At 41.3% G+C, this 13,933-nt stretch carries 15 protein-coding genes; 12 read left to right on the top strand and 3 right to left on the bottom strand.

Annotation, left to right across the window (positions count from 1 at the left end; translation table 11 throughout):
* Positions 1–95: 95 nt before the first annotated feature.
* The 6 genes from ABIE66_RS17820 (at position 96) to ABIE66_RS17795 (ending at position 4,614) form a co-directional block, all read left to right on the top strand.
* A complete protein-coding gene (locus ABIE66_RS17820; RefSeq protein ID WP_370015749.1) occupies positions 96–242 on the top strand; it encodes a hypothetical protein in 147 nt (48 codons plus the stop codon).
* Between the two features lie 335 nt (positions 243–577).
* The gene (locus tag ABIE66_RS17815) at positions 578–1,381 is read left to right on the top strand and encodes a transporter substrate-binding domain-containing protein (RefSeq protein ID WP_483313891.1); all 804 of its coding nucleotides are present in this window, start codon (positions 578–580) and stop codon (positions 1,379–1,381) included.
* A gap of 130 nt (positions 1,382–1,511) precedes the next feature.
* Entirely contained in the window at positions 1,512–2,171 is a 660-nt protein-coding gene (locus ABIE66_RS17810; RefSeq protein ID WP_289325685.1) for an amino acid ABC transporter permease, read from the top strand.
* Positions 2,164–2,886 carry an amino acid ABC transporter ATP-binding protein gene (locus ABIE66_RS17805; RefSeq protein WP_289325684.1) on the top strand — a complete coding sequence of 241 codons (723 nt, stop codon included), beginning with the start codon at positions 2,164–2,166 and terminating at the stop codon, positions 2,884–2,886. Before ABIE66_RS17810 ends, ABIE66_RS17805 begins: the two co-directional genes overlap by 8 nt.
* Positions 2,887–3,077: 191 nt before the next feature.
* On the top strand, positions 3,078–4,067 hold the full coding sequence (locus ABIE66_RS17800; RefSeq protein ID WP_370015748.1) for an aromatic acid exporter family protein: 990 nt from the start codon (positions 3,078–3,080) through the stop codon (positions 4,065–4,067).
* A 31-nt stretch (positions 4,068–4,098) separates the two neighbouring features.
* Entirely contained in the window at positions 4,099–4,614 is a 516-nt protein-coding gene (locus ABIE66_RS17795; RefSeq protein WP_370015747.1) for a L,D-transpeptidase, read from the top strand.
* Between the two features lie 42 nt (positions 4,615–4,656).
* Here the strand turns inward: ABIE66_RS17795 and prli42 are convergent, their stop codons facing one another.
* Entirely contained in the window at positions 4,657–4,752 is a 96-nt protein-coding gene (prli42, locus tag ABIE66_RS17790) for a stressosome-associated protein Prli42 (protein WP_156404416.1), read from the bottom strand.
* Between the two features lie 167 nt (positions 4,753–4,919).
* Here prli42 and mce point away from each other — a divergent pair, with 167 nt between their 5' ends.
* The 5 genes from mce (at position 4,920) to gndA (ending at position 11,544) form a co-directional block, all read left to right on the top strand.
* The gene (mce, locus tag ABIE66_RS17785) at positions 4,920–5,345 is read left to right on the top strand and encodes a methylmalonyl-CoA epimerase (RefSeq protein ID WP_289325681.1); all 426 of its coding nucleotides are present in this window, start codon (positions 4,920–4,922) and stop codon (positions 5,343–5,345) included.
* Positions 5,342–6,892: an acyl-CoA carboxylase subunit beta gene (locus tag ABIE66_RS17780; protein ID WP_289325680.1), complete on the top strand. Its 1,551-nt coding sequence runs from the start codon at positions 5,342–5,344 to the stop codon at positions 6,890–6,892. Before mce ends, ABIE66_RS17780 begins: the two co-directional genes overlap by 4 nt.
* A gap of 224 nt (positions 6,893–7,116) precedes the next feature.
* Positions 7,117–8,238: a tripeptidase T gene (locus tag ABIE66_RS17775; protein WP_289315736.1), complete on the top strand. Its 1,122-nt coding sequence runs from the start codon at positions 7,117–7,119 to the stop codon at positions 8,236–8,238.
* Between the two features lie 577 nt (positions 8,239–8,815).
* On the top strand, positions 8,816–10,090 hold the full coding sequence (locus ABIE66_RS17770) for a DNA polymerase IV (protein WP_370015745.1): 1,275 nt from the start codon (positions 8,816–8,818) through the stop codon (positions 10,088–10,090).
* A 41-nt stretch (positions 10,091–10,131) separates the two neighbouring features.
* Positions 10,132–11,544 (top strand): NADP-dependent phosphogluconate dehydrogenase, encoded by a 1,413-nt coding sequence (gene gndA / locus ABIE66_RS17765; RefSeq protein WP_370015744.1) that lies wholly within the window; start codon positions 10,132–10,134, stop codon positions 11,542–11,544.
* Between the two features lie 119 nt (positions 11,545–11,663).
* Here gndA and ABIE66_RS17760 read toward each other — a convergent pair whose 3' ends face one another.
* Complete coding sequence (locus ABIE66_RS17760; RefSeq protein ID WP_289325678.1) at positions 11,664–11,837, bottom strand: asparagine synthase; 174 nt, start codon at positions 11,835–11,837, stop codon at positions 11,664–11,666.
* Between the two features lie 303 nt (positions 11,838–12,140).
* On the opposite strand from ABIE66_RS17760, the gene ABIE66_RS17755 reads away from it, so the two are divergent.
* Positions 12,141–12,302: a hypothetical protein gene (locus tag ABIE66_RS17755; protein ID WP_289325677.1), complete on the top strand. Its 162-nt coding sequence runs from the start codon at positions 12,141–12,143 to the stop codon at positions 12,300–12,302.
* 46 nt (positions 12,303–12,348) lie between these two features.
* Here the strand turns inward: ABIE66_RS17755 and zwf are convergent, their stop codons facing one another.
* On the bottom strand, positions 12,349–13,848 hold the full coding sequence (zwf, locus tag ABIE66_RS17750) for a glucose-6-phosphate dehydrogenase (RefSeq protein ID WP_370015743.1): 1,500 nt from the start codon (positions 13,846–13,848) through the stop codon (positions 12,349–12,351).
* Positions 13,849–13,933: the final 85 nt, after the last annotated feature.

The following is a 13,933-nucleotide window of genomic DNA, read 5'->3' as shown; positions in this document are numbered from 1 at the left end:
CTATAAGGAGGTTCGGAATGCTCTCATCCCGAACCGTGATTATAAAAACCTTCATGAATTTTTACTTTTTTATATGAAATGAAATCCTCAATAAATTGAAGAAATTTGCGACACTCCTGCCGAATAACTGGCTAGCCAAGACCCCACAGACGCTTGCTTTGATGCGGCTTGGCAGACAGGCGGCGGAAAGGGAGCGGATTTCTGAAATCAACTGGAATATTTATTTTAGAAAAAATCCGTAGACAAACTAGCTTTTCTTCTAGTTTGTCTATAGTCTGAAACCCGCCCAATCGGCGGGTTTTTTTATTATTCATGAATTTGCATAATTAAGGAACATTTAGGAAAGAAGATAGATAAGGATGCCCGATATATTCCCCATGGAGGAAAGTGCGAAACTTAGAAATAAACTTGTGTAAATATTCTGAAAAATAAATCTATTATTTACGTTATTGAATAATTATTAGAGTGTGTTAAAATACACAATAGTGTATGAATATTAGTTAATTGATATATTAACTAAAACCAAACTTAATAACTAGAGAATTGAAAATATCATTTTGGAGGAATAATAATGAAGTTGAAAAAGCAGTTAGCATTGTTGCTTACTTCTGTTTTATTAGTAGGTATTTTAGCGGCATGCGGAACATCAGAGAAAGAAGATAAAAACACAGCTGGCAACGAAGACAAAAAGGTCCTGGTAATGGGAACATCTGCGGATTATCCGCCATTTGAATTTGTTGAAACATCTAAAAGTGATGAAATAAAAGGATTCGACATTGATATCGCTAAAGCAATCGGTAAAAAATTAGGTTATGAGGTCGAAGTTAAAGACATTGACTTTAATAGTCTTGTGCCGGCTCTGGAAAATAAATCGGTCGATTTCGTTATCTCTGGAATGACTCCGACAGAAAAACGTGAGCAATCCGTTGACTTCAGTGATATTTACTATACAGCTAAGAACATGATCATCACGACAGAGGACAGTAAGATCAAAACTGTTGAAGATTTAAAAGGGAAAACGGTAGGCGTACAGCTTGCATCCATTCAGGAGACATTGGCAAACGACTTGAATAAATCCAAAGATATCGGGATGAAAGTTGAAAAACGGAATCGTATTCCCGAAGTTGTTCAGGAAATGTCTACTGGACGTTTTGACGCCGTGATCATGGAAGATACTGTGGCAAAAGGCTATTTGAAAGATAACAAGGATTTGGTGGGCCATGTGATCGAGTCTGGTGAACAAGATGCCGGTTCGGCAATAGCTTTCCAAAAAGGAAGCAAGTTAACTGACGAATTCAATACCGAATTGAAAAAAATGTTAGAGAATGGCGAAATGGAAAAATTAATACTAAAATGGTTCGGTGGCAGTGAAACTGAATAATGCAGAGAGATGAAAAACGTTCAGAAGAGATGCAATATGCCTTCTGAACGTTTTTCCGCGCTTTATTGTTATTAAAATGAAGCAGGAGGAAGGCCTGGGATAACGGCCTTCATAAGAGAGGATGAATGGAGTGAATCTTGAATTTGATAGGATTATGCCCTCCCTTCCATATATCTTGGAGGGAATACCGACTACATTAAAAGTTGTAGCGGTTGCGGCTGTAATCGGTTTTGTTTTGGGAATATTATTATCTATACTAAAAATCAGTAGAATCAAGCCCTTGAATTGGATTGCTGACTTCTATACATCCATTTTCCGCGGTACCCCTTTAGTGCTTCAATTAATGCTTATTTATTTTGGTTCACCACAAATATTAGGGATTCAAATCGAAGCATTCCAAGCAGCATTTTTAGCATTCGGGTTAAATTCTGCGGCATACATTTCCGAGATTATCAGGGGGGGGATTTTAGCGGTCGATAAAGGGCAACGCGAGGCAGCACTTGCACTTGGGGTTCCCTATTCAGGGATGATGCTCAATATTATCCTTCCGCAGGCCATCAAGAATATCCTGCCCTCCCTTGTGAACGAATTGATTTCCTTAACGAAGGAATCAGCGGTTGTCACAATCATTGGATTAGGGGATATCATGCGTCGTTCTTATATTGTCGGCGGTGAGACATATAAATTCTTCGAGCCGATTTTATTTGCCGGACTCATTTATTATGTGATGGTCATGGTTCTTACCATCTTAGGCAAAGTGATTGAAAGGAGAATGAGGCGCAGTGATTAAAATTGATGAACTTAAAAAAAATTATGGTAAGCTTGAGGTATTAAAAGGAATCAGCACCGAGATAGGGCAGGGTGAAGTGTTGGCGATCATCGGCCCATCCGGTTCGGGAAAATCAACTTTCTTGCGCTGTATCAATATGCTCGAGACTCCAACTGATGGTCAAATTAGATTTAAAGATCAAATCATCACTGAAAAAAAGACCAATATCATGAAAGTGCGTGAAAATGTCGGGATGGTATTTCAACATTTTCATTTATTTCCTCATAAAACCGTACTGGAGAATTTGACATATGCACCTATGAAGGTGAAAAAATTATCAAAGGCTGAGGCAGTGAAACAAGCTCGTGAGCTATTGACTAAAGTCGGTTTGGCCGACAAAGAATCAGCTTATCCGAATCGTCTGTCAGGCGGGCAAAAACAAAGGGTCGCCATTGCACGGGCATTGGCAATGAACCCGGAAGTAATGCTTTTTGATGAGCCGACTTCTGCTCTTGATCCCGAGATGGTAAAAGAAGTGCTCGAGGTTATGAAGTCACTGGCACATACAGGGATGACCATGCTGATCGTAACGCATGAAATGGGATTTGCCAAAGAAGTGGCCGATCGTGTCTTATTCCTGGACGGAGGTCTGCTCGTTGAGGAAAGTGCTCCGGAAGAATTCTTTTCCAATCCGAAAAGCCAGCGTGCAAAAGACTTCTTGGAAAAAGTTTTATAAGCTAAAGCAAATAGTATATAATTATGAAAAAAAGGTAACGTTTAGGTTACCTTTTTTTATTTTATTCCTATAATGTATTTTTGAGTGTGTCTTTTGAATAATTGGAAATTTCATTCGCAAAGGACTGTGAAAATATCTGAATTCCTGATAGTATTATAATAGAGAGCGAAAGAGCCAGGTGATACATAACAATGTTTAAAATCGGGTACAGAACGATTAAAACTGCTTTGGGGGTTACCCTGGCAATCATTATTGCACAAATGCTTAACCTGGAGTATTTTTCTGCTGCGGGAATCATTACGATCTTATGCATTCAAGTCACGAAAAAGAAGTCGGTGTATGCCTCCTGGCACCGGTTTTTAGCTTGTTTGATCGCAATGGCCTATTCATCCCTAATGTTTCAGTTCATCGCGTTCCATCCACTGATAATAGGATTGATTCTCTTGATTTTCATTCCAACAACAGTTGCCTTGAAGATTAATGAGGGGATTGTGACGAGTAGCGTCATCATCATGCACCTATATGGGTCGGGCGACATCACTTTTTCACTGCTGATCAATGAAACGATATTAATTGCCGTTGGTGTTGGAGTGGCGCTTGTCATGAATCTGTACATGCCCAGTGTCGATAAGAAACTGCTTGCCTATCAGGAACGTATCGAAACTAACTTTAGTGCGATCTTGATGGGGATTGTCCGCTATTTAAGGGATAATGATCACACATGGGATGGTAAGGAAATTACTGAAACAGCCAATCTTCTTAATCAAGCCAAAAGCCTTGCCTTCAGGGACGTGGAAAATCATTTTTTAAGGGAAGAAGACCTGTATTACCATTATTTCAAAATGCGTGAAAAGCAATTTGAAATCATTGAACGAATTCTTCCCCTAGTCACGAATATTCCATTGGTCGTCAAGCAAAGCGGGATAGTGGCTGATTTTATAGAAGATCTGGCAGAAAACGTCCATCCACAAAATACGGCCATTCTTTATCTGAAGAAGCTTGAAGAAATGGAGATTCATTTTAGGGGAATGGCACTGCCGCAGACACGGGAAGAGTTCGAATCCAGGGCCGCATTACTGCAGCTCATGAAGGAAATGGAACGCTATTTATTATTGAAGCATTCCTTCAAGGGGTTACCCAAGCCGACCAGCAACCGAATGAAAAAGAGGCACTTGGCTTAAACTAAGCAAAAAGGTAAAGGAATTGATACGAATGAAATGGATCCTTTCTTTGTTGCTTATGCTATCTTTGTGGCCGCTGCAGGTACATGCCCAACCTCAATCGGTTAAGCCTGGCGATCCTTTTATCATCATCAATAAAGCCAACAATAAATTGGCGTTCATTGATGAAAACGAGGTCAAGGAGATACTGCCGGTCGGTACGGGAAAGAGTCAGGAACTGACACCTGAAGGGATTTTCACGGTTAAAGTAAAAGCGGTCAACCCCTATTACCGTAAAAAGAATATTCCCGGCGGCGATCCCAGAAACCCTCTGGGGTCGCGGTGGATTGGATTCGATGCACGAAATACCGATGGGAGGATTTACGGCATTCATGGTACGAATCAGCCATCATCAATTGGTAAATACATCTCAAATGGTTGTGTACGGATGCATAAATCCGATGTAGAGCGTTTGTACGAAAAAGTCCCTATCGGCACTAAGGTGTTGATTACCATATCAAACGAGGATTTCAAAACTTTGGCAAAGAAAAACGGGGCGATAAAATAAGGAGAGGGAAGCTTTTTGCTCCCCTCCCCATTACGATGTCTTTTACAAAAGAAATGCGATACCTGATAATAAGCTCATTAATAACATTGAGATAAGCATTAAATACACGACGATCTTTCTTATTTTTTTGTTTCCCATATGCTCTCTCCCTCAAAACAGTTTAATTGATTTCATTTTAACTTGAACATTTAGTAGAAACAAGTAAAAGTATAATGTTCATATTATTCCGAATCTTAAAAGACTTTAATGCAAGATTAGTAGTGTTTAAATGGAGTCATCCAATAATACATAGCATGGGGGTTTGAATGATGATAAAAAATATCGATCATATCGGGATTGCCGTCAAGTCACTTGATGAGACTTTGCCACTTTACACGGAAACGCTGAAATTGAAACTTGAAGGAATTGAGATAGTGGAGAACCAAGGCGTAAAAGTGGCCTTTATTTTGGCAGGCAATACCCGTTTGGAGTTGTTGGAAGCGTTATCACCTTCAAGTCCAATCGCCAAATTCATTGAAAAACGCGGTGAAGGTATTCATCATGTGGCGCTTGGCGTCGATCGTATCGAAGATCGAATTAAAGAAATTAAAGAATCGGGATTGCGCATGATTGATGATTCATCAAGAAAGGGAGCGCACCATGCAGATGTTGCTTTCGTTCATCCCAAGTCTACCGCGGGTGTATTATATGAGCTTTGTGAACGAGCCGAATCAAAGGAGGAGCAGGAATGACAGACATATATGAAACGATCAATGACTTATATGATAGACGCCGAAAAGTGGAGATGGGCGGCGGAGAAGAAAGGATCGACAAGCAGCATGATAAGGGCAAACTTACTGCAAGGGAAAGAATTGAACTTTTAGTTGATCCAGGTACTTTCATCGAGCTTAATCCTTTTATCAAACACCGTAATACCAATTTTGGCATGGAAAAGGAAGAAGGGCCGGGAGAAGGGGTTGTCACCGGTTACGGAAAGGTGAACGGCCGCGACATTTACCTGTTTTCGCAGGACTTTACTGTATTTGGCGGTGCACTCGGTGAAATGCATGCTCTGAAAATTGCCAATGTTATGGATTTAGCAGCGGAAAATGGAGCCCCTTTCATAGGTTTGAACGATTCTGGTGGGGCGCGTATTCAAGAAGGCGTAGTTTCGCTTGACGGATATGGCCAAATATTTTACCGGAATTCCATTTATTCAGGGGTCATTCCACAGATTTCGGTTATTATGGGACCTTGTGCTGGCGGAGCCGTATATTCCCCAGCCATAACCGACTTTGTCTTCATGGTTGAAAAAACGAGCCAAATGTTCATAACAGGACCCAAAGTCATTGAAACGGTAACGGGTGAGAAGATTTCATCTGAAGGGTTGGGTGGAGCGACTGTTCATAATACCATAAGCGGTAATGCGCATTTCAAGGGAGCAACAGAAGAACAAGTATTGGCCGACGTTAGACGTCTCCTGAGCTATCTTCCACAAAACAATGAAGAGAAGCCGCCGGTTTTGGAAGCGGACGTAGGCGATGACTACCGTCCGGACTTAACGGATGTAGTCCCTTATGAAGGGATCCGTCCATATGATGTTCGGAAAGTATTGGAGCAAATTGTCGATGAGGATTCCTTTATGGAAGTGCAAGAGGGCTTTGCGAAGAACATAGTGATTGGTTTAGCGCGAATCAAAGGGAAATCAGTGGGGCTTGTCTGCAACCAGCCAAAAGTATTGGCAGGGGGACTGGATATTGATTCATCTGATAAGGCTGCCCGTTTTATTCGTTTTTGTGACTCGTTTAACATTCCGTTAATTACGTTTGAAGATGTTTCAGGGTTCTTTCCGGGCGTTAAACAAGAGCATGGCGGGATTATCCGTCACGGTGCAAAGCTGCTATACGCTTATTCAGAAGCAACAGTCCCAAAATTGACGATCATTCTGCGTAAAGCATACGGAGGAGCTTATGTGGCCCTTAATAGTAAATCCATCGGTGCTGATTTAACGTTTGCATGGCCAAATGCCGAAATCGCGGTAATGGGTTCTGCTGGAGCGGCAAATATCATTTTTGCCCGTGAAATTCAAAATAGTGAGGATCCAGATGCGACCCGTGCAGCTAAAATAGAAGAGTACCGTGAGAAATTCGCCAATCCATATGTTGCTGCGAGCCTTGGAATGGTAGATGATGTAATTGATCCCCGTGAAACAAGGATTAAGATCATTCAATCACTTGAAATGCTTCGCAACAAAAAAGAAAAACGTCCATGGAAAAAACACGGCAATATCCCGTTGTGATCCAACTGCAAGGAGCCCAAAATAAATCTATTTTGGGCTCTTTTCCATATTGGGAAGAAATCATGATTAAAGGAAATCATTTATAAGTCATCATTCCCAGTTTAAAACGACCTTTTGGGAGGGAAATGACCATTAAGCGGGGTTCTTCATTTTCACATTATTTGCCGGGGCGCTGCTTTTAGAAGTATAATTAAAGAGGAAAACTTTTTTGGAGGTTTTATTTTATGATTAATGAAGAACGTTTAGTTAGTGAATTCATGGAATTGGTGCAAATTGATTCCGAAACGAAAAATGAAGCAGCCATCGCCAAAGTGCTGAAAGAAAAATTCGGGGCACTGGGTGTAGAGGTTTTTGAAGATGATACAACAGCAGTTACCGGTCATGGTGCAGGCAATTTAGTATGTACTTTAAAAGGAATGAAAGAAGGCGTAGATACCATTTATTTCACCTCCCATATGGACACGGTTGTTCCTGGGAACGGAATCAAGCCTTCCATCAAAGATGGATACATAGTGTCAGACGGAACGACCATTTTAGGGGCTGATGACAAAGCTGGATTAGCGGTCATGTTAGAAACGCTTAAAGTGTTGAAAGAACAGAATATCGAGCATGGAACAATCGAGTTCATCATAACAGTCGGTGAAGAATCTGGCTTGGTTGGAGCAAAGGCATTGGATCGCTCCCTTGTAACGGCTAAATTCGGTTTTGCACTTGATAGTGATGGAAAAGTGGGTAATATCGTCGTTGCTGCACCTACTCAGGCGAAAGTGTCTGCGACAATTTTAGGCAAGACCGCTCACGCTGGTGTCGCTCCAGAAAAAGGAGTTTCGGCTATTACGATCGCTGCAAAAGCAATCTCTAGAATGCCATTAGGCCGAATCGATGAGGAAACGACAGCCAACATCGGACGTTTCCAGGGTGGACAGCAAACCAATATTGTTTGTGACCATGTTGAAATCCTTGCAGAAGCAAGATCCTTGATTCCTGAAAAAATGGAAAAACAGGTAGCGAGAATGAAAGAGGCATTCGAGACTGCCGCTATTGAAATGGGCGGGCGTGCCGAAGTTGAAGTTAACGTCATGTATCCTGGTTTTAAATATGGGGCTGGTGACCATGTAGTCGAAATCGCGAGAAAGGCAGCAGAGAAAATCGGCCGTCCATGCGAGTTGGTTAAAAGCGGCGGCGGAAGCGATGCAAATGTCATTGCAGGCTTTGGGATTCCTACTGTCAATCTCGCAGTGGGCTATGAAGATATCCATACTACGAATGAAAGAATTCCAGTTGAGGAATTAACGAAGCTTGCTGAGATGGTTGTCAGTATCATCAAAGAAGTATCCGGGGAATAATCAACCCGGAAAATGACAGGAGTGGGGAAGAATTTCCTGGATATATCGAAGCAGGTTACCGACGAGAAAAATGATGCATTACTTTGATTCCCACTTTCCAGGATTTGTTGCTGGCATGACAAAGTCAGGAATGAATTGTAACCACTGATGATATGAATGAGGTATTATATCCAGGTAAATCAGCTATCGGTAGATGAACAGAGGTGGATTACATTAAAGGTGGAATCCCCTCCATTGTCCAGGCAGACCGTGAAATACTTGATTTAAAGGATATACCCTTTGAACGGATAGGCTAATTAGGCAATCTGAAAACTGAATATATGCAGGGTGTTGCCAATGTGGGTAGCCGTTTGATTACGATCATTGATCCGCAAAAACTCGTATCATCTTTTGAAGGAGTTCAGGTATTGCAGGAATATATGTACAGTCATCAATGACATGATGGCTGTTTTTCTTGGAGTGGAAGCACTTTTACAGTGATTACCAAAGATAAATAGGGGTATCTTAAAAGGAATGGTTTTTTTATTGACCCTATTATCCGGTGTTTTTTATTTTTACAAGGATGTGACGGTCAAACATGAAGGACATGTATCCCAAAAATGGCAGGGTCATTCTCCATGTAGACATGAATAGTTTCTATGCTTCAGTGGAAATGTCATATGATGTTTCATTGAAAGGCAAACCGCTTGCCATAGCAGGCAATGTTGAAGAGAGAAGAGGCATAATCGTCACTTGCAGTTATGAAGCAAGGAAGTTCGGGGTTAAAACGACCATGCCGATTTGGCAGGCGAAAAAACTATGTCCTCAATTAGTCATCCAGAAACCGAATTTCGAGCGTTATCGAAAGGCATCACTGGCTATTTTCGATGTATTAAGGCAATATACAGAGATGGTTGAACCGGTTTCGATAGATGAGGGATTTCTGGATATTAGTGAATGCGCCGAATTGGGTTCACCTTTAGATATAGCCAAGAGCATTCAGGAAAGAATTTATAATACGATGGATCTCCCTTGCAGCATTGGGATTGCCCCTAATAAATTTTTGGCCAAAACTGCCTCAGATATGAAGAAGCCTATGGGAATCACCGTATTTAGGAAAAGGGATATTCCGGAAAAGCTCTGGCCTTTACAAGTCGGCGAAATGCATGGCATCGGGGATAAGACCTCGGAAAAGCTTCATACTATTGGCATAATGACGATCGGGGACCTTGCACACGCCAATGATCATCAACTGAAACAGCTTCTTGGGATCAATGGCATCCGTTTGAAAGATAGGGCTAATGGAAACGATCCGAGGGTTGTCGATCCCGAAGCGATTTTTGATCATAAAAGCATTGGGAACTCGACAACTCTTCCACATGACACCACCAATCAAAAAGAACTGATCGGTGTATTGGAAAAGCTTTCCGGTAAGGTAGCCGTCCGTTTAAAAAATAAACGCCTGCTTGGTCAAAAAATTGGTGTGACGATCCGTTATAAAGACCGACGCACTATAACGAGAAGCAGAACGGTTCCTAATCCAGTTTTTGAAAAAAAGGATATTTTGGATGTAGCTACCGAACTATTTATGAAAAATTGGAATGGGGAAGGAATCAGGCTTCTTGGTGTCACTGCCTATGATGTCATCGAGAAAGAGTCGGCCTTCAAGCAACTGGATATTTTCTCATTTAAAGAGGATGCAGAAAAAGAACCTCTGTATGAAGCGATGGAACACTTGCAAAATAAGTACGGAGAAAATATTATTAAAAAGGGATTACCCTTGAAGAACCGTTCGATTGGAACAGACACTAGCTTCAGCAAAGATTTCTTTGAGCAATCCAGAAGGCATGATGATTCTTTTGACAAAGAATAGCGTATAAGCTGTGTAAAGATATAGAGAAGGGAAAGATGATCATGACAAAACAACAGATTGGCGTTATCGGACTAGCTGTAATGGGCAAAAACCTTGCATTTAATATTGAAAGCAGAGGATATTCAATTTCCGTGTTTAATCGCTCAGGGTCAAAAACGGACGAAATGATGAAGGAAGCGGAAGGCAAAAACGTAACAGCCACTTATACGCTTGAAGAATTCGTCGATTCTTTGGAAACGCCACGTAAAATTTTATTGATGGTTAAAGCTGGTGCTGCAACAGATGCAACAATCGAGCAGTTAAAACCGTTACTTGATAAAGGTGATATCGTTATTGATGGAGGGAATACCTTCTTCAAAGACACTCAGCGCCGTAATGAGGAATTAAGCCAGCTTGGCATCCATTTCATCGGTACAGGCGTGTCAGGAGGGGAAGAAGGAGCTCTGACAGGTCCATCCATCATGCCTGGAGGTCAAAAAGAAGCATATGAACTGGTTGCACCGATCTTGAAGGATATTTCAGCTAAGGTCGATGGTGATGCTTGCTGTACATATATCGGACCTAATGGAGCAGGTCATTATGTGAAAATGGTACATAATGGTATTGAATACGGGGACATGCAGTTGATTTCCGAATCTTATTTCCTTTTGAAAAATCTTCTGGGACTATCCGCTGAAGAATTCCATGAAGTCTTTACTGAATGGAATAAAGGGGAACTTGATAGCTATTTAATAGAAATTACTGCTGATATTTTCAAAAAATATGATGAAGAAACTGGCAAGCCGATGGTCGATGTCATTTTAGATAAAGCTGGCCAAAAAGGTACAGGGAAATGGACAAGTCAAAGTGCGCTTGATCTTGGTGTTCCGCTTCCAATCATTACAGAATCCGTATTTGCCCGGTTTATTTCAGCAATCAAGGACGAGCGTGTTGCAGCGAGTAAAATCCTTCGCGGTCCAAAAGCCGAATCATTTACTGGTGACAAAAAGGCTTTGATTGAAAATATCCGTAAAGCACTTTACATGAGCAAGATTTGTTCATATGCACAAGGATTTGCACAAATGAAAGCAGCATCAGAAGAAAATGACTGGAACTTGCAATATGGGGAAATCGCGATGATTTTCCGTGGCGGCTGTATCATCCGTGCACAATTCCTACAAAAAATCAAGGAAGCGTACGATCGTGAAGCGAACTTGAACAACCTTCTTCTAGATCCTTATTTCCAAGGAATCGTTGAAAGCTATCAAGGAGCTTTACGTGAAGTAGTGTCAACGGCAGTGATGAACGGAATTCCGGTTCCTTGCTTGTCATCAGCTCTTGCTTATTTCGACAGCTATCGTACAGAAACGCTGCCAGCTAACCTAATTCAAGCTCAACGTGACTATTTTGGAGCTCATACTTATCAACGCATTGATAAAGAGGGAACGTTCCATACCGAATGGATGGAAAAATAAAAAGTTCAAGCCGGCTTATAAGGAAATTCCCTTTCAAGCCGGCTTTTTTTGTATTCATCGATTGAAGGAACTTTTATGTACAGAAAAAGAGAGGGCGCCCCAATGCGCCCTCTCTTTTTCTATCTCCGATGCTCTACAAGGTCAATGACCCCTAATACAACATGTGCCAAACCGAAACCAAAGACCGTATTAGCTACCATTTTGTTTGAGCGCCTGTTCTGCTTCATTGCATAGCCCGCAGCTGTCACGGCTGTGCCCAAGGCTGTTGGAATTAATCCTTCACGAATGTCCATCGTTTAATCCCTCCACATCGAAGTTAGTGGTGCCTTAATATCACCTTCTCTAGTGTAACCTCAGCAAGACCTCAGCATTCTTTTTTTATAAAGAGAATAAAAGGGTGAAAATGGTAAAAATGAACTAATTGTAAATAGTGCTAATTGATTTACCTTTTTTATGGAAATGGTAGTATGATGGATGTCATTCATCCAGGCCTTTTAGGTTTAAACACCTGCGGAAAAAGAAATATAAACATGAAGAGCCATGGACGAACCGTAGGATACAGTAGGCAGATAAGAGAGAGAAGGAGCGGATGACAGATGTTCATCATCTGGTTGGCTGTAGCCATTTTTTTATTTTTCATTGCCTTAGAATTTGGTGTTTCATTTTGGCTTAATTCAGAAATGGATGAAGCAATGTCCAAGCCCAAGGAAATGCTTCGTATTATCAGGAAGAAATTGGTCAGGAAGAGTGTTTCATGAATGAAGAAGGGATACAGATTCAAATCTGCATCCCTTCTTTATTTAATCAATCATCATTATTTATGTTTTTCTTGATTTGCCACCAAATATGCCCATCCTTTTCCAGGAGTTCATCGGATGCAAGTGGACCTGTGGATCCTGCTTCATAGTTAGGGAAAGACTCTTCTTTAGTATTTTCCCATGCATTGGAAATGGTATCGACGAACTTCCATGAGAGGGCAACCTCGTCCCAGTGCGTAAAGTTTGTAGCATCGCCGCGCATACTATCAAACAATAGCTTTTCATACGCCTCGGGAGAATTGATGTGTTCGATCCCTTTGTTGGATACGGTCAGCTTCACTGGCTTTGTATTGGATGTCGTCCCGGATTTCTTGACATTTAAGTATAGTGTGATGCCTTCGTCTGGCTGGATATGGATTACGAGAAGATTCGGGTTCAACGTTTCTTCCGTTTTATAATACAAATTCATTGGGATATCTTTGAATTGAACAACGATATTCGTTGATTTGACATCCATTCTCTTACCGGTACGGATATAAAAAGGTACACCGGCCCAACGGAAGTTATCTATCATCAATTTGCCCGCAACATAGGTCTCTGTGTTGGATTCGGGATTTACGTTATGTTCATTGCGGTATGCCGGAAGTGTTTGACCGTCTACCGTTCCTTCACCATATTGGCCGCGGACGAAGTATTGATCGACTTCTTCCACTTTCATTGGGCGAAGTGAACGCAAAGCCCGCACTTTTTCGCTTCGGATCTCTTCGGTTGTCAAAGCGATTGGGGGCTCCATGGCAAGCAAGGCAACCATTTGCAGCAGATGGTTTTGGACCATATCCCTTAGGGCACCGCTAGTTTCATAATAACGCCCACGTTCTTCAACGCCAAGTGTTTCGCTTGAAGTAACCTGGATGTTAGATATATATCTGTTATTCCAAAGCGGTTCGAAAAGGGCATTTGAAAAACGTATGACCTCAATATTTTGAACCATTTCTTTTCCTAAATAATGATCGATACGGTAGATTTCATCTTCAGCGAAGGCAGTCCGAATCTGCTCATTCAATTTTTGTGCGGTTTCGAAACTGTGTCCAAATGGCTTTTCTATGACCAGGCGCTTGTATCCATTCGAGTTAGTCAGGCCTTGAGCTTTAATCTGTTCGGCAATCGTTCCGAAAAACTCGGGTGCCATCGCTAAATAAAAGATCCGGTTTCCTTCTAATTGATATTGTCCGTCTAATTTTTCGGCAATGTCTTTTAACTGCAGGTATGATTCCGAGCTAGTTACGTCATGGGAGTGATAATGGAAATGGGAAATGAATTCGTCTACCTTTTCTTCCGCATGTCCGAACGTAAGTATGGAGTCCTTGACACTTGTTTGAAACTCCTCGTTCGTCAATGGTCTCCTTGCTACTCCAACGACAGCAAATTTATTGATTTTCTCTTTTTGAAATAGTCGATATATGGAAGGAAACAATTTCCTTTTCGCTAAATCTCCGGTAGCACCAAAAATCATGATCAATGCTGTGGGTTTATTGTTTTCTGTCATGTTAAAACCTCAACTTTCCCTTAAATCTGTCTATAAAGTTGGAATTCCCGAATGTGTACCAATTTCTAATTTTACGTTTAGCTTT

The sequence above is a fragment of the Peribacillus sp. B2I2 genome, from assembly GCF_041261685.1.
In the GTDB taxonomy this organism is placed as follows: Bacteria; Bacillota; Bacilli; order Bacillales; family DSM-1321; genus Peribacillus.
The sequence above is the reverse complement of the archived record's forward strand: the minus strand, read 5'-3'. Positions and strand labels throughout refer to the sequence as shown.

What these genes read in the sequence shown, in the direction of transcription:
- ABIE66_RS17795 (WP_370015747.1), top strand. Translation starts at nt 4,099, where the DNA reads ATGAAATGGATCCTTTCTTTGTTGCTTATGCTATCTTTGTGGCCGCTG.
- prli42 (WP_156404416.1), bottom strand. Translation starts at nt 4,752, where the DNA reads ATGGGAAACAAAAAAATAAGAAAGATCGTCGTGTATTTAATGCTTATC.
- mce (WP_289325681.1), top strand. Translation starts at nt 4,920, where the DNA reads ATGATGATAAAAAATATCGATCATATCGGGATTGCCGTCAAGTCACTT.
- ABIE66_RS17755 (WP_289325677.1), top strand. Translation starts at nt 12,141, where the DNA reads ATGTTCATCATCTGGTTGGCTGTAGCCATTTTTTTATTTTTCATTGCC.
- ABIE66_RS17775 (WP_289315736.1), top strand. Translation starts at nt 7,117, where the DNA reads ATGATTAATGAAGAACGTTTAGTTAGTGAATTCATGGAATTGGTGCAA.
- zwf (WP_370015743.1), bottom strand. Translation starts at nt 13,848, where the DNA reads ATGACAGAAAACAATAAACCCACAGCATTGATCATGATTTTTGGTGCT.
- ABIE66_RS17770 (WP_370015745.1), top strand. Translation starts at nt 8,816, where the DNA reads ATGAAGGACATGTATCCCAAAAATGGCAGGGTCATTCTCCATGTAGAC.
- ABIE66_RS17800 (WP_370015748.1), top strand. Translation starts at nt 3,078, where the DNA reads ATGTTTAAAATCGGGTACAGAACGATTAAAACTGCTTTGGGGGTTACC.
- ABIE66_RS17760 (WP_289325678.1), bottom strand. Translation starts at nt 11,837, where the DNA reads ATGGACATTCGTGAAGGATTAATTCCAACAGCCTTGGGCACAGCCGTG.
- gndA (WP_370015744.1), top strand. Translation starts at nt 10,132, where the DNA reads ATGACAAAACAACAGATTGGCGTTATCGGACTAGCTGTAATGGGCAAA.
- ABIE66_RS17780 (WP_289325680.1), top strand. Translation starts at nt 5,342, where the DNA reads ATGACAGACATATATGAAACGATCAATGACTTATATGATAGACGCCGA.